Origin of the sequence: Tateyamaria omphalii (assembly GCF_014651375.1) — a bacterium.
Lineage (GTDB): Bacteria > Pseudomonadota > Alphaproteobacteria > Rhodobacterales > Rhodobacteraceae > Tateyamaria > Tateyamaria omphalii.
On sequence record NZ_BMWT01000001.1, the window covers coordinates 794,220 to 812,990 of the forward strand.

Sequence of the window (18,771 nt, forward strand, 5' to 3'; positions counted from 1 at the left end):
AATCTGTCCCCGCGGGGACACTTCACTTTTCCCGAACCTTATCAGAGACTTAGGTTTGAGTAAAAGTTAATTTGCGTTAACTGTCATAGTCGATGGCGTGACGCAGTTGTTTTTCATATTCCAGCGCCTTGCCCGTGCCAAGCGCCACGCAGTTCAAGCTTTCGTCAGCGATGGACACGGCGAGGCCGGTCTGTTCGCGCAGCGCGAGGTCCAGATCACCCAGCAGCGCGCCGCCGCCGGTCAGCATCACACCCCGATCCACAATGTCGGCGGCAAGGTCTGGCGGCGTGGTTTCGAGCGCGGTCATCACCGCTTCGCAGATTTGCTGGACGGGTTCGGCCAGCGCCTCGGCAATCTGGGCCTGTGTGACTTCGATTTCCTTCGGCACACCGTTCAGAAGGTCGCGGCCCCGGATTTGCATCGACGTGCCGCGCCCGTCATCGGGCATACGGGCGGTGCCGATGCTGGTCTTGATCCGTTCGGCGGTCGTTTCACCCACCAGAAGGTTCTGCTGGCGACGCAGGTAGGAGATGATCGCCTCATCCATACGGTCACCACCGACGCGGACCGAGCGGGCGTAGACGATGTCGCCAAGCGACAGAACAGCCACTTCAGTCGTACCACCGCCGATGTCGACGACCATGTTGCCGGTTGGGTCGGTGATGGGCATGCCTGCACCGATGGCGGCGGCGATGGGTTCTGCAATCAGGCCCGCGCGGCGGGCGCCAGCGGACAGCACCGATTGACGGATTGCGCGCTTTTCAACAGGGGTTGCGCCGTGAGGGACGCAAACAATGATTTTTGGCTTCGAGAAGGTTGAGCGTTTGTGCACCTTACGAATGAAGTGCTTGATCATCTCTTCGGCGGTGTCGAAGTCGGCGATCACACCCTCGCGCATCGGCCGAATGGCTTCGATACTGCCGGGTGTCCGGCCCAGCATCAGCTTGGCGTCTTCGCCCACGGCCAGCACTTTTTTCACACCGTCCTTGACGTGGTAGGCCACCACCGAGGGCTCGGACAGGATCACGCCGCGCCCTTTGACATAGACCAATGTGTTGGCGGTGCCGAGGTCAATCGCCATGTCGGACGAAAACAGCCCACCCAGATTTCCGAATACTGACATGCCCCGTGCCCCTTGCCTTTGCGTGGCCCCAATGATGTTGGGTCCGCGACTCAGGACGAGGCGCGGACCGACCGCTTTATACGGGCGCGGGCATTGGGACGAAAGGGCCGAAAACAAGGGGCAATCGGCAAGGTCCTGCCAAGCCGTCGCCGTGCCATGAAAATTTTTTCCCGGACGCAGTGAATAATCATGGTGTGTGCGGTGTTGTTGTATGAACCGGGCGCATCTGCCTGGATCATTATTCAATTCGGGAGGACAACATGTTTTCACTTCGCACGGCCGCGCTGGGCCTTGGATTGGCACTGGCCGCGACCACGGTGCACGCCGACAGCTGGACGCTGGACGGTGGCGCATCGAAGCTGGCATTCGGGTCGATCAAGTTCAACGACACGGGCGAGGTGCACAGCTTTTCGTCGATCGACGGCACGGTTGCCGAAGATGGCAGCGTGACGCTTGGTATCGACTTGTCCTCGGTTGAAACGAATATCGACATTCGGAATGAGCGGATGGTCGAGCACGTCTTCAAGAACGCACCCCGCGCGTCGATTTCGGCCCAGATCGATATGGCTGCGATGGAAGCGGTCGCCGTGGGCGACAGCACCGTGATGGAGGTTGAGGGCAACCTTGATCTGCTGGGTGTCGAGGTGCCGATGTATGGCGACATGTTCGTGATGCGCCTGACGGAAAACAAGGTGATGGTCACGACGGACAGCATGATGTTCCTGTCCACCGCCGATGCCGAAATTGATCCTGCTGTAGACAAGCTGATGGAGCTGGCCAGTCTGCCGAACATCGTTCGTGCGGTGCCGGTAACCCTGCGCCTGATGTTCGATGCCGATGGGGCAAGCGGCTAAGCGCTGCCGACGATTTGGCTTAACCATGTAACGAGTGCGTCCTGCTGCCCCGGTGGCAAGACATGTGACACGTACTGATCGGGGCGCACGAGAACGAGCGCCCCGATTTCACGGTCTATCGCGCGCATGTCGAAGATGTTGGAACCGGGGTCCGGGCAGAAGAGTTTTTCCCTGTCTTGCAGGTGAAATTGTCCCTTTGCGGGCATGTGCGCCGCAGTTGCCTGAGCCTCGCGGTGCGGGGTTTGTACGATGGTGCGCAAGTCGATGATGGCGTCAGGTTCTGCGCCTTTGGGCGCGTGTTGCGCGATGATGCTGGCCAGCGTTTCTGTGTGGTCCGTATTGCCCGCAAAGTGGAAGAGCCGCCAGCGGCCATCGGCGAGGATCGTGTGGCCCAACTGCATCTTATGGGCGTCGGCCCAGCGGATCACAGGGGCGGAGTGGAACCGCTTGCCAATGGGGTAGCCTGTGGCGAGGTGTTGGTGTGTGTCGGCGGCTGTAAGTGGTCCGGGTTTGTAGTGCGTTTCGATCCCCGCAGTATAGCGGGCGTGCTTCTGAAAGTGGTTTTGGAAGGTTTGCGGATCCTGTCCCCGCGCGGCAAAGGCACGGGCAAATTCACGGTCGAAGTCGATCAGCTCCTGTGCGATAGCCCGCCGTTCGGCGGAGTATGTGTGCAAGAGGTCGTGCGAAGCCCGCCCATCAAGTACTGATTGCAGTTTCCAACCGAGGTTGAACGCGTCCTGCATCGATACGTTCATGCCTTGCCCTGCCTTGGGGCTGTGGGTGTGGCATGCGTCGCCCGCGATGAAGACCCTTGGAGGTATGTCGTCATTGGGGCCTGTGTCGGCGAACTGGTCGGTCACCCGCTGCCCGATTTCGTAGACGGACCACCAGACGATGTCTTTGACGTAGAGCGTGTAGGGCGCGAGGATGAGTTTTGCGGCTGCGATCAGGTCGTCGGGTGTCAGGTCACGGTCTGCCACCCGTTCATTGGGGTTGAGTTTGGCCAGTTCGATATAGAAGCGGACCATATACCCGCCTTCGCGCGGGATGATCAGGAGGCTGCCCTGGTTCTTTGACTGGATGGCTGTCTTGAGCCGGATGTCGGGGAAGTCGGTGGTGGCGAGGATATCCATGACCCCCCATGCGGCGTTTTCGGCCTCACCCTTGAGCGGGATGTCGAGTGCTCGGCGCACCGCACTGCGGGCGCCGTCGCAGCCGACGACGTAGTGTGCCTGGATCGTGCCGTGGTTCGTTTCGACCGAAACAGGGCCTTCGTCAGGGATGGTCAGGCCCGTGACCTGGGTGCCGTACTCGGGTTCGAGGCGCGTCGGGGCGTTGCGCATCAGGTCGAGGTAGAAGTCGTGCACCCGCGCTTGGCTTAGGATCACGTGCGGCATCTCTGACAGCCCGGCTTCGACGTCATCGATGCGGCCTGTGCGGGTGATCGTGCCCGTGTTGTCGGGGTTCCAGAAGGTGGTTTCGTTCACGTGGTAGGCTTCGCGGTCGACGAGGTGGGCAAAGCCGAATGCCTCGAACATCTCCATCGTGCGGCAGGCGATGCCGTCGGCTTGCCCCATGACCAGCGGGCCGTCGCGTTGCTCGACGATCCGGGTGCGGATGTGGGAGAATTGCGCGAGGTAGGCGGCGAGGGTGAGCCCTGCGGGCCCAGTGCCGACGATCAGGACGTCGGTGTCTGTTTTGGTGTTCTGGGTGGCTGGCTGGCGTTTGGGATCGCCCGGGCGGAAGCCGTTGAGGTGGTATTGCATGCGACCAATATAGAAGAAAGAAAGGCGGACGACACGTCCGCCTTACAGGGTGTGGGCAGCGAAGGAGTTGTAAGGCGGGCGTGTCGCCCGCCCAAGCGTTAGCTGACGTCCTTATAGCTGATCTCGGCCTTGTCCTTGCCGCCCTTTTCGCGCCGCACCAGCAAGCGGTTGAGGGCGTGGACGTAGGCTTTGGCGCTGGCGACGACCGTATCGGTGTCGGCGGACTGGCCGGTGACGATGCGGCCGGCTTCTTCCATGCGGACCGAGACCGTGGCTTGCGCATCTGTGCCCTCGGTCACGGCGTGGACTTGGTAGAGCTGCAGCTTTGCCTCATGCGGGAACAGCGCCTTGACCGCGTTGAACGTCGCATCGACCGGGCCGTCGCCGGTTTGGGTCGTCATGTGCCGCTCGCCGTCGATCTCCATCACCAGGTCGGCCACTTGCGGGCCTTCGGTGCCGCAGCGGACAGCCAGTTTCTCGATCTTGAGCCGTTCGTCTTCGGGGTCAGAGGACGTGCGCATGAGTGCGATCAGGTCGTCATCGAAGATTTCCTTTTTCCGGTCGGCAAGTGCCTTGAACCGGACGAAGACGTCCTTGAGCTGGTTGTCACCCACTTCAAAGCCCAGTTGTTCAAGCTTGTCGCGCAGGGCTGCTCTCCCTGAGTGCTTGCCCATGACAAGGTTGGTTTCGCTGAGGCCCACGTCCTCGGGGCGCATGATCTCGAACGTTTCGGCGTTTTTCAGCATTCCGTCCTGGTGGATGCCGGATTCGTGGGCGAAGGCGTTCTTGCCGACGATGGCCTTATTGAACTGGACAGGGAAGCCCGAGACGGCGGCCACGCGGCGGGAGATGTTCATGATCTTGGTCGAGTCGATGCCCGTCTGGAAGGGCATGATGTCGTTGCGGACCTTGAGGGCCATCACGACCTCCTCCAGTGCGGTGTTGCCCGCCCGTTCGCCCAGACCGTTGATTGTGCATTCGATCTGGCGGGCGCCCGCCTCGACGGCAGCGAGGCTGTTGGCCGTCGCCATGCCAAGGTCGTTGTGGCAGTGGGTGGCGAAGATGATCTCGTCCGCACCGGGCACGTTTTCGATCAGTTTGCGGATCAGGTCGGCGCTTTCGCGCGGGGCGGTGTAGCCGACCGTGTCGGGGATGTTGATCGTGGTCGCCCCCGCTTTGATCGCAATCTCAACCACGCGGTAGAGGTAGTCGAGTTCGGTCCGCGTGGCGTCCATGGGCGACCACTGCACGTTGTCGCAGAGGTTGCGGGCATGGGTCACGGTCTGTTCGATCCGTTCGGCCATTTCGTCCCGTGTCAGGTTTGGAATGGCCCGGTGCAGCGGCGAGGTGCCGATGAACGTGTGGATGCGGGGTTGCTTGGCGTGTTTCACGGCCTCCCAGCACCGATCGATGTCGCCGATCTGGGCGCGGGCGAGGCCGCAGATCACTGAAGTTTCGGCGTTCTTGGCGATCTCGGAGACGGCGTTGAAATCGCCCTCGGAGGCGATCGGGAAGCCCGCTTCGATGATGTCGACGCCCATGTCGTCCAGCAGGCCTGCAATCTCCAGCTTTTCGGCGTGTGTCATGGTGGCGCCGGGGGATTGTTCGCCGTCGCGGAGGGTTGTGTCAAAGATGACAACCCGATCCTGAGTTTTCGTGTCTTGGGTCATTTGAATTCTCTTTTTCTGTCCTAAAGCCTTGGCGCGAGAGGCATCCTCTGAGCGGTCGCGCCGATGGGCACGCTCAGAGGCGGATTAGGAGCAGGAGGCCACGCAGAGACGCGCCAGGATGGCGAGCAGTCGGGATATGCGTGGCGTGTGTCATGGTCGTATTTATACCGCGCTTTTGGTGAATGGGAAGTGGGGAATTCCGGATGTTGTGCCTGTTGCGGATCGGCCCTTCGGGGAGAGTTTATTTTGCAAGATGAAGTTGATAGATCGAGTTGGGCGGCTAGCTCTGCGTCCATGGATAAGGTTTTGATATTGGGTGCGTCTGGCGGGATCGGGTCTGCACTGGCTGACGGGTTTGCAGCACGCGGGGCCATGGTGGATCGGTTGTCGCGGTCGGTGGATGGTTTCGATGTGACAGACGCAGCATCCGTGGAGCGGCATCTGGCGGGGCGGGGTTCCTATGATCGGATCGTTGTAGCGACGGGCGCGTTGGAGATTGATGGGGCGGAGCCCGAAAAAACCATCAAGGGTCTGGATGCAGCTGCGATGCTGGATCAGTTTGCGCTGAATGCCGTTGGCCCGGCCCTTGTTCTGAGCCACGCGCACCGGCTTATGGTGCGCGACGCGCCATCGGTCTTGGCCGTCTTGTCGGCCCGGGTCGGGTCGATTGGCGACAACAGGATTGGTGGCTGGATTTCCTATCGGGCGGCGAAGGCGGCGGTGAACCAGATTGTGCGGACGGCATCGATTGAGTTGGCGCGGACGCACAAGCGAGCTGCTTTGGTGGCGTTGCATCCGGGGACTGTGGCGACAGCGTTTACACAAAAGTATGTCGGGCGGCATCCGTCTGTGCTGCCTGCGCAGGCGGCAGCTGAGTTAATTGCCGTCATGGACGGGTTGGGGCCAGAGCAGACGGGCAAGTTCTTTGACTATTCGGGGACAGAGGTGCCGTGGTGAGCCGGTTGGTTTTGGTGTTGGGAGATCAGTTGACCGAGAGCGTCGCGGCGTTGCGGGAGGCGGACAAGTCGCGCGATGTGGTCGTGATGGCCGAGGTGGCGGAGGAGGGGTCTTATGTGCCCCACCACCCCAAGAAGATAGCGCTGATTCTGGCTGCCATGCGCAAGTTTGCGGCGCGGTTGCGGGAAGATGGGTGGACCGTTGCCTATTCCGAGCTGGATGACACCGAGAACAGCCAGTCCATCCCGGGTGAGCTGTTGCGGCGGGCCGAGCAGCATGGCGTGTCCGACGTAATCGCCACGCGGCCCGGGGAGCATCGATTGATCGCCGCGCTTGAGGATTGTCCGCTGAAGATCACGCTGCTGGAGGATGATCGTTTCATCGCCTCGCACAAGGAATTCGAGGAGTGGGCCGAAGGGCGCAAGGCGTTGCGGATGGAGTACTTCTATCGCGAGATGCGGCGCAAGACGGGCTTGTTGATGGAGGGGGATAAACCTGCAGGGGGCAAGTGGAATTACGACCACGAGAACCGCAAGCCCGCGCCAGAGGATGTCGCGTTCAGCGGGCCGCTTCAGTTCACACCCGATGCTGTGGTTGAGGAGGTGCTGGACCTGGTGGAGCGCCGCTTTGGCAATCATTTCGGTAATCTGCGCCTGTTTTGGTTTGCCACTGACCCTGAACAGGCGCAGCGGGCGCTGACCCACTTCGTCACCTATGCCTTGCCCCGCTTTGGGGACTTTCAGGATGCGATGCTGGCGGACAACCGGTTTCTCTATCACGCACTGGTGGCGCCCTACATCAACATCGGGCTGTTGGACCCGTTGGAGGTTTGTCGGGCGGTTGAACAGGCATGGAAGGAGCGGCACGCGCCCATCAACGCGGCCGAGGGTTTCATTCGTCAGATCATCGGGTGGCGGGAATATGTGCGCGGCATCTATTTCCTAGAAGGGCCGGATTATCCACGCCGCAATGGGCTAAACCATCAGCGTAAGCTGCCTGATTTCTATTGGGGTGCGGAGACGCGGATGCGCTGTGTGTCCAAGGCCGTTGAGCAGACCAAGGCCGAAGCCTATGCCCATCATATCCAGCGGTTGATGGTGACCGGGAACTTTGCGCTTTTGGCGGGGTTGGACCCGGCCGAGGTGTCGGAGTGGTATCTGGCTGTTTATGCCGATGCGTTTGAATGGGTCGAGGCACCGAATGTGGTGGGCATGTCGTTGTTTGCCGATGGCGGTGTGATCGCGTCAAAGCCCTACGTGTCGTCGGGGGCCTACATCAATCGGATGTCGGATTACTGCAAAGGGTGTCATTACAAGGTGAGCGTCAAGACTGGCGACGGGGCGTGTCCGTTCAACCTGCTGTACTGGCATTTTCTGGATCGGCACCGGGATCGTTTTTCAAACAATGCGCGGATGGGCAACATGTACAGGACTTGGGACCGTATGGATGCGACGCGGCGCGAAACCGTGCTGCGCGAGGCAGACGCTTTTCTGGATCGGATGTCAGCGGGTGAGGTTGTTTGATTGCCGGACGTGTTTGGCAAACCGTTTGCGGATGGATAGATGGCCGGACACTGTACGCTTCCCCCCAATACAATACACAGGTGGGTTCCGGCCATTTCGGGCCACCTGGGAAAAACGGTGGCCCGAAACTGGGTTTAATGAATTTCACGACCGTTTCTGGGACGCCTTTGGGGCTTGGTCGTGGAAGAATGACTTGCTAAAATTGGGGTGTCGCGCAGCCGCTGCAAACGCGTAAATTGCGTTGCGGCATGTGGCTGCGCCACGTTACTTGAGGTCTTCCTGATGCACGCGATCTGACAGCTCAATGAGCCAGTAGAGTGCTTCGGCCTGATCCTGGGACAGGTCGAGAAGCCCATGAATCGACTTGGCTACAGGACGGAATTCGTCCCAGCGCAGGTGGAAATCGATGACGTCGCGCGCCGTCAATGGTCCTTGCGGCGCCTCCACTTCCGGTATGAACTTGGGTTTGATCGTCATCGCGTTTCTCCCATACGTTGAAAGCCACGGGTGCGGCCCTGTGTTCTGACACAAATATGGCAGGTTCCGAGCCGTGCCGCGCGTGAATAAAGCGTGAAGTCGCTTTTTCGCGTTACGGAGTTCCGCTAGGGTTGGTGTGTGGTGCTGGGGGCGTATCCGTGGACGGAAAAGTGCTGGAGATCAATCTGTTCGGGCCTTGTGTCGTCCGCAAAGCGGGCGCCGACGGTTATGAGATCACAGGAACCAAACACAAGGCATTGTTTGCTTTGCTTGCGACGGCTCCGTTTGGGCGCCGCACGCGTAGCTTCCTACAAGACACTTTGTGGGGCAGGTCAACTTTTGACAGCGGACGGCAGAGTTTGAGGCGCGCTGTCTCGGATATCAAATCGCACTTGGGCGACGATTTTGACCAGTTCCTAACCACAACGCATTCCGAACTGGCCCTGAACCTGCAGCATGTCCGTTTCCTGGGTCGACCCGGTGGCGCCACCTTTCTTGAAGGTTTGGACATTCGGGAACAGGGGTTCGAAGAATGGCTGGAGAATATTCGGCAGAACCCAAGTCAGATCTATGGCCTCTTCAGCACGTCTCACCAGCCCCCGCCGCCGTCGATTTTGCCCACGGTTGCCGTGGTCCCTTTTCGGCTTGTGTCTGGCGACCCCAGCCTGAGTGCAATGGGCGACTTCGTTGCCGAAGAGGTTTGCAGGTCACTCTCCAAGTCGAGCTTGATGTCGGTGATCTCGCACATGTCGGCGCGCCAGCTGAGCCAGCAACAGATCGATATGCAGACAGTTCACGACACGCTTGGTGCGCACTACTGTCTGACCGGATCACTGCGTGCGCAGGATATGAATGTGTCGCTGAACGCAGACTTCATCGATACCTCAACAGGCCGTATTCTTTGGACGCGATCTTTCACGGCTCCCGTCGGAGAGTTCTTGTCGTCTGAAAGCGACGCCATTGCAGAACTGACAACCGCAGTAGGCCGCATGATTGCGTCCGACACGGTGCGCTATGCGCGCGGGCGGCACATTGCTGATCTGGATGATCATCGTCTGCTATTGGCTGGCGTGGGCATGATGCACGAATTGAAGCTGGCCAATTTCGCGCGCGCGCGCCAATTGATCGAGGAATCTGTGGCCCGCGCCCCTTATGCACCCGAGCCTTTGGCCTGGCTGGGCGACTGGTACATCATGTCCATTTGGAATGGCTGGAGCTCGGACCCGAAGTCTGACGCACTACAGGCGTCTGAGCTAACGCAGCGTGCGCTCGACATCGATCCTGACAATTCACTGTGTCTTGCTGTGGATGGTGTTGTGCACTCGGCGCTCAACAACAGGCAAGGTGTGGCTGAGAAACGGTTCGCAAAAGCACTTGAAGTTAACCCCAATGACTCAATGTCGTGGTTGTTCAGCGGTGTCATGCATGCCTTCAGAGACAGCTCGGAGAAAGCGGTTGAATATGTCGAGAAAGCGCACCGCCTGTCACCCATAGACCCGTTGGGGTATCTGTTTCATTCATTTGCGGCCTTCGCACATGTGTCGGCTGGAGATTATCAAAGGGCCGTTGAGTTGGCCGACCTGTCGCTGGATTTGAACGCTCGCCATGTGTCGACCCTGAGAACAAAGCTATGTGCCCACTATCATCTGGGACAGGACGAGCTTGTTGCGCAGACTGGTGAACGTCTGCGCCGCCAGCTTCCCTATTTTGATTTGGAAGAGTATCGCCGATCGCATCCAGCTGCGGAATTCGACGTAGGCGGCCGCATGGTTACTGCATTGAAGGCGGCCGGTTTCTAGTTTTTACAAAGTTATTTGGAACACAAAGGGAGAGGTAAATGTCGTTATTTGGACCATTCCACGCTGGGCATGCGGGTCACGCCGGGCACGCGGGTCACGCCGGGCATGCGGGTCACGCTGGGCACGCGGGTCATGCCGGGCATGCGGGTCATGCCGGGCATGCGGGTCACGCCGGACATGCGGGCCACGCCGGATATGCCGGTCACGCTGGGCATGCCGGCGCATCTGGCGTCTATGCCGCGGGTGGGGCGGTACAATCCAGCACAATGGCGGTTGTTCACCTTGCAGGCACTGATGACTTCCCGGTGTTTGGCGGTGGGACACTGACCCCAAACGCCACCGATCACATGGATCGTTATGGGCAGGACGTCCGGTCAATGTTGTTGACCATGGAGTTTCTCGAAAGCTTCAAAGCTGCATATACCCCGGATCCCGATGCTGGCCGCGCAGCCTTGTCCTGGGCCGGCACCGATTTTGCCACTTTTGTACCAGCGTCCGCCGAAACGCTGGCCACCCAGGTCAACCTTGTGCGCTATTACATGGATCAGCGAGGCGACCGCGCCGCTGAAATCGTAGCCCAGACAGGTGGCGTGACCGAGTTTTTTGCGCCTATCATTGCCTTGCCCGCCGCCCGGTCGAAGCATCTCATTGAATTGCTGCAGTTTGTTCAGCATCTGGCGGGCCTGTGTTCGATGCCGGTCAAGCATGCCCTTGCCTGTCGTCGCCCGGACGAGCTGGACAGCCGTTTGGTTCCGCTGATCCCGACACCGTCCCACGGCAGTCTGCCAAGCGGTCATGCAACGCAGGCTGCGGCCCTTTCCACCGTGCTGGTGGCACTCCTTGAGGCGGCGGACACGGGTATCAGTCATGTGGCTGAGCGCCGTGACATGATCCATGCTACAGGGCATCGTATTGCCGTGAACCGGACCGTTGCGGGTGTGCACTATCCCATCGACAGTGCCGCGGGTTTCACAATTGGCATCAATGTGGGTCGCATTGTCGCCGCCTTGGGTCAGAACGCTGATGCAGAGCTGCTGAAGTTTTCTTTTGATCCAAACGACACGGCTGCGCAGGGTTCCGACTTTCTCCTGCGCGATGCGAAGGCTTTGTTTGATCCGACATCAGCCACGCCAATTGCGGGTGTCAGCATGGAACGGGCGACGGTCGCGGCACCATCGGCGGACAGCAAGTTCGCCTGGCTTTGGAGCCGCGCGCTGGACGACATCAACCACTTGCGCGCGACGGCATGACCCCCGCTGCAGCGCATGTGGAATGCGCAGATGGCCCTTACGAGGCGTGGGTGTACGGCACGGGCAAAGGGTACAAACACCCGGGCCTGGACCGCGCCTCGGATGCGTTGACTTGTGTCTTTGAGGCGTCCGAGCCGGTTGAGATGTCTGACATTCCCAGCCGTTGGAGCACCGACACGGGCGAGGTTCTGATCCCCGCCCTTTGGACGGCGCGGGGGTTCAAGTCGCGCTTTGCACCCGCTCTGTTTTATCAAAACGAGGACGCGCGCGAAGGCACAACCGCTGCCCGTTTGCAGGGCTTTCAAGCGTGTGTGGGTCAGACCGCCATTTCGACCCTCACAAGCCTGGCGCCCGGGCCGCGGATTTTCAGCCATGTGAACTACCCCGTGCGGGAGCAAACCGTGTTCCGCGATTGGGCAGACAGTGCTGAGCCGGACCCGGCCACTGATCCTGAAAGCATTGTCATTGTAGCGATTGTCGATGATGGGATTCCCTTCTGCCATCGCAACTTTGTCGATGCAGCGGGGCAGGGAACCCGCATCGACTATTGCTGGTCCCAATCTGCAACGCAGGCCGGACACCCGATGTTGTTTGGCCGGGAATATGACAAGGCCACCATTGATGCGCTTTATCACCAATGCGCGGGTGATGAGGGGGCGATTTATCGTGCCGCCGGTTTGGCCGGTGGGGGGGATCCGGATGTCCGCAATCCGCTGGATCAAGCGTTCTCGCACGGGGCCCATGTTCTGGACAGCCTTGCGGGGCAGACACCCGGCAACGGTGACTCCAAGCAGGACCGTGTCCATATCATAGCGGTGGACCTGCCCGCGATGGCGAGTGCTGAGACGTCCGGCTTTGGCAAGGACATGTTCGTGCTGTCGGCCATGCACTACATTTTTGACCGGGCCGAGCGTATTGCGGCGGCACATGCCAAACCGGGTGCACGGGTCCCGTTGATCGTGAACCTCAGCTACGGTCATTCATCGGGACCACATGATGGCAACGGCGTGATCGAAGCGGCCTTTGACGAGATGATTGCCGCCCGCCGTGCGCATCATCCGACGGCTGTTATTCTGCCTTCGGGCAACATGTTCATGCAAAGCATCCATGCGGTGATGACCGAAGAACACTTTGCAGAGGCTGATGGCGTGGCGACATTGGACTGGTTTCTACCGCCTGATGATCGCACGTCGAGCTTTCTTGAGATCTGGTTCCCGGATGGCCTGACCCCGGATGATCTGAGGGTGGAGTTGGTGCCGCCAGCGCACGGGCGGCTTGATGCAGGGGACTATGGTTTTCCCAGTGCAGATACGGTGGCACATTCCCCTATCACGAAAGGGGCGCAGCCCGTTGGGCAGCTTTCAACTCAGCACTATCGTGATGGCCGATGGCGGCATGTGATTGCCTTGGCGCCGACAGATGTCTTGTCGGATCAGGTGCCCGCGCCTGCGGGACGCTGGACCGTTCGGGTGACCAAGACCATGGCCGGTCCTGTTCCGGGATACACCGAAGACCCTGACGGGCAATCCGTGGCCGGCGGGCTGCAACTCTGGGTTCAACGAGATGAGGATTTTGGCGGTGCGCGGACCGGAGCGCGCCAGAGCTATTTCATTGATCCGAGGAACGCGCTGTATGCCGACGACGGACGGCTGGCAGAGACTGACAGCCAAAGCGCAATGGTGCGCCGGTTTGGCACCATGAGCGGCATGGCGACCGGGCAGCACGTGTTGCGCGTTGGCGGATATGACGAATCCACGCTGCGCGCCGCGCGCTACAGCTGTGCAGGCGCACTTCGGACCAAAGGTGATGATATGCTCCCGGCAGGTGCGCAGGTACAGCTTTCGGCTGCATCTGAGCGGTCCTTTACGCAGCCCGGCATCGTTAGTGCAGGCACGCGAAGTGGCACATACATCGCACAAAGCGGGACGTCTTCGGCGGCCCCGCAGGTTGCGCGTGCCCTTGCAGACGCCTTTCTGGACACACCCGACGGCGAGATGAAGACGGTTGCCGACTATCTGGAGAAGCTGGACCTGAAGACCGGCACAGGTGATCCCAAAGGGCCTGATCGGCTGGGTCTGTTTGTGTTGCGCGACCCGCGGATGTCCGGTGCCGATGATGAGCGCGCGCGGATTGCGCAGTTGGTGCAGGCGCGATCAGAACCGCATCAAGCAGAGGTCTAGAGGTCGCGGACTAGTCTTCGGCTGCAACGCAGCTGTCGAAGCCGTCAATGTCGCGGTCTTTGCTGATTTTGTCCGAGCAGGCTGTGACCTTCTGCACGCAGGTCACATCCAGTTTCGGGAACTGGCATGTGGTCATTGCGGCCAGCAGTGCCTGGGCAGCTGCATCGTCCCATTCATCCCCGGCCGAGGCGCCTTCGATGGTGATGCCTATGGCTTGGGCAATGGGCGTGCCGGAGGCGGCCATGGACCATGTTGCCGCATGCTCACCGCCGTCCTTCAGTGTGAAGGTTGCACTGATGCTGGGCGCTTCGATCATGTCGTGCAGGGTGCCGAACGCGGGGGCTGTTCCTTCGCCATGCCACAGGCGGTTGCGCAAAGCGCGACCCGTGCTGGCCGCAAACTCGACCACGCGGCCCTGTTCTGTGCGCGCTTCGATCACCTTGGTATCGAAGCCTTCGGGTGTGAGTGTCGCCACTTGTCCTTCATCGGCGATGTCACCTTTGTCCTCGGGCAGGGTGAAAAGCGCGTAAACCCGTCCGGCCGGGTTCCGATACAGATGCAGGGTGGTGCCGTCGTCTGCAGTTGAGACAGCCGCCTTGGTGTCAAATCCGTTGATGGGGTCGGTCCACGTCTCAACGAAAGTCCAGTCTGCCGCGGCGGGCGCGCCCAGCAGGCAAAGGGTGATGCAGCCAGCCTTAGCTGTCTTCATTCAGTGCACCACTTTCCCAATCGCCCGTTGCTTCTTCACCAGTGGCGTAGCGCATGGTGCCGGTGCCTTGCCGCTTGCCATCCTTGAACGTGCCTTCGTACACGTCACCGCTGGCGTAGGTGGCAACGCCCTGACCGTTGATTTCGCCCTGTTGCCATTCGCCTTCATAGGTAAAACCCGAGGCCATCACGATCTTGCCCGTGCCGTGGCGTTGGCCATCCAGAAACTGGCCGGTATAGACCGTGCCATCGGGATAGGTGGCCGTGCCTGTGCCCTGACGCTTGCCGTCGACCCACGCGCCTTCATAGCGGTAACCATCGGCATAGGTCATCACGCCCGCGCCATGGTTGCGCGCATTCTTGAAGCCGCCTTCATAGGTGATGCCATTGGCATAGGTGATCTTGCCCTGACCTTCGATCACTCCGGCGATCCAGTCGCCTTCGAACACCGAGCCGTCGGTGTAACTGATCTTGCCTTTGCCCTGCGGGAGATCATCTACGAATTGTCCTTCGTAGACGGAGCCATCCGGGTAAGTGACCCGCCCTTTGCCTTCAATCTGCCCCTCGGCCCATTGGCCGATATAGGTATAGCCATCGTTGCCAATGAACGTGCCCTGACCGTGGCGGCGGTCATCGCTGAACTGGCCTTCATAGACATCGCCATTGGCATATGTCACGCGGCCCTTGCCAGCGCGTTTGCCCGACACAAGGTCCCCTTCGTAGACATCGCCATTGGGTTGGGTCAGCGTTCCGGCGCCATCAATTTGCCCCTCGGCCCAAAGGCCAACATAGACCAGGCCATCTGGCGTCGTCAGTTTGCCCTCGCCCTGGCGTTTGCCCGCTTCAATCTGACCATCATAGACCGATCCATCGGGGTAGGTAATCACGCCCATCCCTTGCTTGATCCCGTCGATCCAGTCGCCTTTGTATTCATAGCCACCGGGTGATTGCATGACGCCCTTGCCGTGGTGTTTGGCGTTGCGGAACTGGCCCTCGTACCGGACGCCATTGGCGTAGAGGGCCACGCCGTCGCCAACAATTGCGCCAGTTTGCCATTCACCCTCATAGGTGCCGCCATCAGCAAAAGTAATTTTGCCGAAGCCTTCAGGTTTGCCCTTGGCAAATGTGCCTTCGTAGATCGAGCCATTGGGGAAACGTGCGGTACCTTCGCCCTTGATCTCTCCATCCACCCATTCACCGGAATACTCATATCCGTTGGGCAGCCTGTAGGTGCCTTGGCCATGCTGGAGGCCGCCGCGGAATGTACCCTCGTACACGCCGCCGTCGTCATATTGCTTGGTCAGTACCGTGCCTGATTGGGCCAGCACGGTGCCGGGCAAAAGACATAAGCAGAAGATCAGACCGCGTACGGGCGTGGACATGGCTCACCTCTCAGATTCGTTGGCCTGCCTCGTGAGCAGCAAGCGCCGTGAGGGTAAGACAGGGGCGCGCAAGGGGCAATGGGCTTAAGGCTCTGCGTCGCGTGCTTCGCGCGCAGAGAGAAAATTCTGCGAATTTTCTTGGCCGTCTCGTCGCGATGTCGCGGGTGGGTTCCTTCGGTCATGCTTTCTGATACATCAGCCAAGACGTTGAAGGAGCGCCAAGATGGCCGAGACATTCCGTATCACCCTGGGGCAGTTAAATCCGATTGTCGGGGACATTCCGGGCAATGCAGCCAAGGCCCGCGCCGTATGGGAAGCAGGCCGTGATGCCGGTGCCGATTTGGTTGCCCTGCCCGAGATGTTCATCACCGGTTACAACGCGCAGGATCTTGTAATGAAGCCCGTCTTTCACACGGCGGCAATGGCGGCGGTCGAAGCACTGGCCGTGGATTGCGCTGATGGGCCGACCCTCGCTATTGGGTGCCCTTGGACAGAAGGGACAGAGCTGTACAACGCCTATCTCATCTGTCGAGGCGGCAAGATCGTCAGCCGTTTGCTCAAGCACAACCTGCCGAATGAAACCGTCTTTGACGAGGTGCGTATTTTCGATGCCGGGCCTTTGGGTGGCCCCTATTCCGTCGGAAACACTCGTGTCGGCAGCCCGATCTGCGAGGATGCCTGGCACCCGGAAGTATCCGAAACATTGCAGGAGACGGGTGCCGAGTTTCTACTGGTGCCGAATGGATCGCCTTACTATCGCGGCAAGTACGAGACCCGGCTGAACCACATGGTGTCGCGTGTGGTCGAAACGGGCTTGCCGCTGATCTACCTCAACATGGTGGGGGGGCAGGATGATCAGGTGTTCGATGGCGGCAGCTTTGCTTTGAACCCTGGCGGTGCGCTGGCCGTGCAGCTTCCTGTATATGACGAGATGGTTGCGCATGTTGACCTTGAGCGCGGCCCAGAAGGCTGGCGTGTTCAGACAGGTGAAATTGCCGCCCACCCGGATGAGTGGGAGCAGGATTACCGGGTCATGGTCACATCTCTGCGGGACTATTGCGGCAAGACCGGGTTCAAGAAGGTGTTGCTGGGCCTGTCGGGTGGCGTGGATTCGGCGTTGGTGGCCACCATTGCCGCGGATGCTTTGGGGCCAGAGAATGTGCGGTGTGTGATGCTGCCGTCGGAATACACGTCGTCGCATAGTCTTGAGGATGCGGAAGCCTGCGCCAAGGCCTTGGGATGCCACTATGACTACGTACCGATCACGGAGACCCGTGCTGCCGTGACGTCTACCGTTGCCCCCTTGTTTGAAGGGCTTGAGGAGGGATTGACGGAGGAAAACATCCAGAGCCGCATTCGGGGTCTGCTGCTCATGGCCCTGTCGAACAAATTTGGCGAAATGCTGTTGACCACCGGCAACAAATCCGAGGTGGCCGTGGGTTATGCCACGATCTATGGCGACATGGCGGGCGGCTACAATCCGATCAAGGATCTGTATAAAACCCGCGTGTTCGAGACGTGCCGCTGGCGCAATGCCAACCACCGGGACTGGATGATGGGGAACGCTGGTGAGGTGATCCCAGGTCGTATCATCACGAAACCACCAAGCGCCGAATTGCGCGAGGATCAAAAGGACAGCGACAGCCTGCCGGACTATCCGGATCTGGATCGGCTGTTGGACATTCTGGTGGATCAGGACGGATCGATTGCGGATTGCGTGGCGGCGGGTTTCAACGCGGATGTTGCGCGCAAGGTCGAGCGGTTGATTTACCTGAGCGAATACAAACGCTTCCAATCCGCGCCCGGCGCGCGCCTGACAAAGCGGGCGTTTTGGCTGGATCGCCGTTACCCGATTGTGAACGGCTGGCGCGATCCCAGCTGATTTTGCGCAAATTGTTGGCGGATTTCGCTTTGAAAGGTTGCTGGGTTTAACGTGACCGAAGCACCACATGCGCTTTGGTGCGCGCGAAAGGATCGCGCGCGATGTCGTTTACGTTTTATGCCGAAGACAATGAATTTGCGGCTTCAACCGGCAGCAATGTCAATGCTGGCACAACCACAAGCACGTTTGATCACCCGCCGTCATCGACCACAAATCTTGTGGTTACGTCGCATGCGGATGACGAGGATCCGCGCCTTTTCGAAGTGGGTGAAACATATTCACTGAGCTTTGATGGCAATGGCGGTACAACACTTGAAGACGCAACCGTTATCCGCAGTGACACGTTATACAGCAACAAGGGTGCTGTTGTATTCGAAGGGACAAATTCTGATGGCGAATTGGTCCAGATTGTCTGGTCCCCCAATTTCGATCTTGGCCAATGGTACGACAACGCGTCTTCGTCCGGTGGATCACCGGGCTTTTACACCTATGACCGCGCTGACGGCGACTACAGCTTTGCCTGCTTTGCCAGCGGGACGCTGATCGACACCACAACAGGCCCAAAACCTGTGGAACAGGTTGTCCCCGGTGACTTGGTGCCAACCAGGGATGGTGACGCACAACCGGTCTTGTGGACAGCCCGGTCGACGGTGCCGGGATTGGGCCGCGCCGCGCCAGTAACCCTGGATGAGGGTGTTTTGGGCGCGCGGTCACCGGTCGTGGTGTCGCCGCAGCACCGCATACTGATCAGTGATCCACGCTGCGAGGCGCATTTTGGCGTGCCCGAGGTCTTTGTCGCGGCCGGTCATCTTGTGGATGGACAGCGTGTGCGCAGGCAAAGCCGCAAGTTGGTGACCTATCACCATCTGCTGTTCGAAGCGCACGAGGTGATCTGTTCAGATGGTCTGCACAGTGAAAGCCTGCTGTTGGGGGACGATATGCGCGGTGTGATGTCCGATTCTGCGCACAGGCAGTTTCAAGCCGACTTCGGTGGTCGCTTCCCCAGACGTCGGGCGCAAGTCATGGCACGGCTCGTGCTGCGGAAGCGTGATGCGCCTTTGATACGGCAGTGGCTTGGCCTGCAACCAAGTGACTCAACGGCCCAACCGCCCAGTTTTTTCTATGCAGCCTGAACTTGCCGACACGCGCATGTGAATTGTGCAATCGGTCTGGCTTGCCATTGTGGCGATGACAGTTCAC

The 18,771-nt window shown here is 59.8% G+C and carries 15 protein-coding genes; 8 read left to right on the plus strand and 7 right to left on the minus strand.

What is annotated here, in order from left to right:
* Positions 1 to 76 precede the first annotated feature (76 nt).
* The gene (locus tag IE087_RS03775; RefSeq protein WP_076629964.1) at positions 77 to 1,123 is read right to left on the minus strand and encodes a rod shape-determining protein; all 1,047 of its coding nucleotides are present in this window, start codon (positions 1,121 to 1,123) and stop codon (positions 77 to 79) included.
* Positions 1,124 to 1,383: 260 nt separating this feature from the next.
* Between IE087_RS03775 and IE087_RS03780 the strand changes: the two genes are divergently transcribed.
* Positions 1,384 to 1,977, plus strand: coding sequence for a YceI family protein (locus IE087_RS03780; protein ID WP_189367804.1), 594 nt, complete (start codon positions 1,384 to 1,386; stop codon positions 1,975 to 1,977).
* Here the strand turns inward: IE087_RS03780 and IE087_RS03785 are convergent.
* Positions 1,974 to 3,743, minus strand: a complete 1,770-nt coding sequence (locus IE087_RS03785; RefSeq protein ID WP_189367805.1) for an FAD-dependent monooxygenase — start codon at positions 3,741 to 3,743, stop codon at positions 1,974 to 1,976. The two genes, IE087_RS03780 and IE087_RS03785, sit on opposite strands and share 4 nt — an antisense overlap.
* 98 nt (positions 3,744 to 3,841) lie before the next feature.
* Entirely contained in the window at positions 3,842 to 5,413 is a 1,572-nt protein-coding gene (locus tag IE087_RS03790; protein ID WP_189367807.1) for a 2-isopropylmalate synthase, read from the minus strand.
* A 294-nt stretch (positions 5,414 to 5,707) separates the two neighbouring features.
* On the opposite strand from IE087_RS03790, the gene IE087_RS03795 reads away from it, so the two are divergent.
* Positions 5,708 to 6,370 carry an SDR family NAD(P)-dependent oxidoreductase gene (locus IE087_RS03795; protein WP_189367809.1) on the plus strand — a complete coding sequence of 221 codons (663 nt, stop codon included), beginning with the start codon at positions 5,708 to 5,710 and terminating at the stop codon, positions 6,368 to 6,370.
* Positions 6,364 to 7,893 (plus strand): cryptochrome/photolyase family protein, encoded by a 1,530-nt coding sequence (locus IE087_RS03800; protein WP_189367811.1) that lies wholly within the window; start codon positions 6,364 to 6,366, stop codon positions 7,891 to 7,893. The genes IE087_RS03795 and IE087_RS03800 overlap by 7 nt, the downstream gene beginning before the upstream one ends.
* Positions 7,894 to 8,157: 264 nt before the next feature.
* On the opposite strand, the gene IE087_RS03805 is transcribed toward IE087_RS03800, so the two are convergent.
* Positions 8,158 to 8,370: a hypothetical protein gene (locus IE087_RS03805; RefSeq protein ID WP_189367813.1), complete on the minus strand. Its 213-nt coding sequence runs from the start codon at positions 8,368 to 8,370 to the stop codon at positions 8,158 to 8,160.
* 359 nt (positions 8,371 to 8,729) lie between these two features.
* Here IE087_RS03805 and IE087_RS03810 point away from each other — a divergent pair, with 359 nt between their 5' ends.
* Positions 8,730 to 10,169, plus strand: a complete 1,440-nt coding sequence (locus IE087_RS03810; RefSeq protein WP_229801251.1) for a hypothetical protein — start codon at positions 8,730 to 8,732, stop codon at positions 10,167 to 10,169.
* Between the two features lie 44 nt (positions 10,170 to 10,213).
* Here IE087_RS03810 and IE087_RS23480 read toward each other — a convergent pair whose 3' ends face one another.
* Entirely contained in the window at positions 10,214 to 10,384 is a 171-nt protein-coding gene (locus IE087_RS23480; RefSeq protein ID WP_229801252.1) for a hypothetical protein, read from the minus strand.
* Positions 10,385 to 10,435: 51 nt separating this feature from the next.
* Here IE087_RS23480 and IE087_RS03815 point away from each other — a divergent pair, with 51 nt between their 5' ends.
* Positions 10,436 to 11,419 carry a phosphatase PAP2 family protein gene (locus IE087_RS03815; RefSeq protein ID WP_229801253.1) on the plus strand — a complete coding sequence of 328 codons (984 nt, stop codon included), beginning with the start codon at positions 10,436 to 10,438 and terminating at the stop codon, positions 11,417 to 11,419.
* Positions 11,416 to 13,599 (plus strand): S8/S53 family peptidase, encoded by a 2,184-nt coding sequence (locus IE087_RS03820; protein ID WP_189367819.1) that lies wholly within the window; start codon positions 11,416 to 11,418, stop codon positions 13,597 to 13,599. The genes IE087_RS03815 and IE087_RS03820 overlap by 4 nt, the downstream gene beginning before the upstream one ends.
* Positions 13,600 to 13,609: 10 nt before the next feature.
* Here the strand turns inward: IE087_RS03820 and IE087_RS03825 are convergent, their stop codons facing one another.
* Together IE087_RS03825 and IE087_RS03830 are read right to left on the minus strand one after the other, a co-directional pair.
* Positions 13,610 to 14,308, minus strand: a complete 699-nt coding sequence (locus tag IE087_RS03825; RefSeq protein ID WP_189367821.1) for a hypothetical protein — start codon at positions 14,306 to 14,308, stop codon at positions 13,610 to 13,612.
* Positions 14,295 to 15,689 (minus strand): MORN repeat-containing protein, encoded by a 1,395-nt coding sequence (locus tag IE087_RS03830; protein ID WP_189367824.1) that lies wholly within the window; start codon positions 15,687 to 15,689, stop codon positions 14,295 to 14,297. Before IE087_RS03830 ends, IE087_RS03825 begins: the two co-directional genes overlap by 14 nt.
* Before the next feature lie 223 nt (positions 15,690 to 15,912).
* Here IE087_RS03830 and IE087_RS03835 point away from each other — a divergent pair, with 223 nt between their 5' ends.
* Both IE087_RS03835 and IE087_RS03840 read left to right on the plus strand, forming a co-directional pair.
* Positions 15,913 to 17,571: an NAD+ synthase gene (locus tag IE087_RS03835; protein WP_189367826.1), complete on the plus strand. Its 1,659-nt coding sequence runs from the start codon at positions 15,913 to 15,915 to the stop codon at positions 17,569 to 17,571.
* 101 nt (positions 17,572 to 17,672) lie between these two features.
* Entirely contained in the window at positions 17,673 to 18,704 is a 1,032-nt protein-coding gene (locus IE087_RS03840; protein ID WP_189367827.1) for a Hint domain-containing protein, read from the plus strand.
* Positions 18,705 to 18,771: the final 67 nt, after the last annotated feature.

What these genes read in the sequence shown, in the direction of transcription:
- IE087_RS03775 (WP_076629964.1), bottom strand. Translation starts at nt 1,123, where the DNA reads ATGTCAGTATTCGGAAATCTGGGTGGGCTGTTTTCGTCCGACATGGCG.
- IE087_RS03780 (WP_189367804.1), top strand. Translation starts at nt 1,384, where the DNA reads ATGTTTTCACTTCGCACGGCCGCGCTGGGCCTTGGATTGGCACTGGCC.
- IE087_RS03785 (WP_189367805.1), bottom strand. Translation starts at nt 3,743, where the DNA reads ATGCAATACCACCTCAACGGCTTCCGCCCGGGCGATCCCAAACGCCAG.
- IE087_RS03790 (WP_189367807.1), bottom strand. Translation starts at nt 5,413, where the DNA reads ATGACCCAAGACACGAAAACTCAGGATCGGGTTGTCATCTTTGACACA.
- IE087_RS03795 (WP_189367809.1), top strand. Translation starts at nt 5,708, where the DNA reads ATGGATAAGGTTTTGATATTGGGTGCGTCTGGCGGGATCGGGTCTGCA.
- IE087_RS03805 (WP_189367813.1), bottom strand. Translation starts at nt 8,370, where the DNA reads ATGACGATCAAACCCAAGTTCATACCGGAAGTGGAGGCGCCGCAAGGA.
- IE087_RS23480 (WP_229801252.1), bottom strand. Translation starts at nt 10,384, where the DNA reads ATGCCCAGCGTGACCGGCATATCCGGCGTGGCCCGCATGTCCGGCGTG.
- IE087_RS03815 (WP_229801253.1), top strand. Translation starts at nt 10,436, where the DNA reads ATGGCGGTTGTTCACCTTGCAGGCACTGATGACTTCCCGGTGTTTGGC.
- IE087_RS03820 (WP_189367819.1), top strand. Translation starts at nt 11,416, where the DNA reads ATGACCCCCGCTGCAGCGCATGTGGAATGCGCAGATGGCCCTTACGAG.
- IE087_RS03825 (WP_189367821.1), bottom strand. Translation starts at nt 14,308, where the DNA reads ATGAAGACAGCTAAGGCTGGCTGCATCACCCTTTGCCTGCTGGGCGCG.
- IE087_RS03830 (WP_189367824.1), bottom strand. Translation starts at nt 15,689, where the DNA reads ATGTCCACGCCCGTACGCGGTCTGATCTTCTGCTTATGTCTTTTGCCC.
- IE087_RS03835 (WP_189367826.1), top strand. Translation starts at nt 15,913, where the DNA reads ATGGCCGAGACATTCCGTATCACCCTGGGGCAGTTAAATCCGATTGTC.
- IE087_RS03840 (WP_189367827.1), top strand. Translation starts at nt 17,673, where the DNA reads ATGTCGTTTACGTTTTATGCCGAAGACAATGAATTTGCGGCTTCAACC.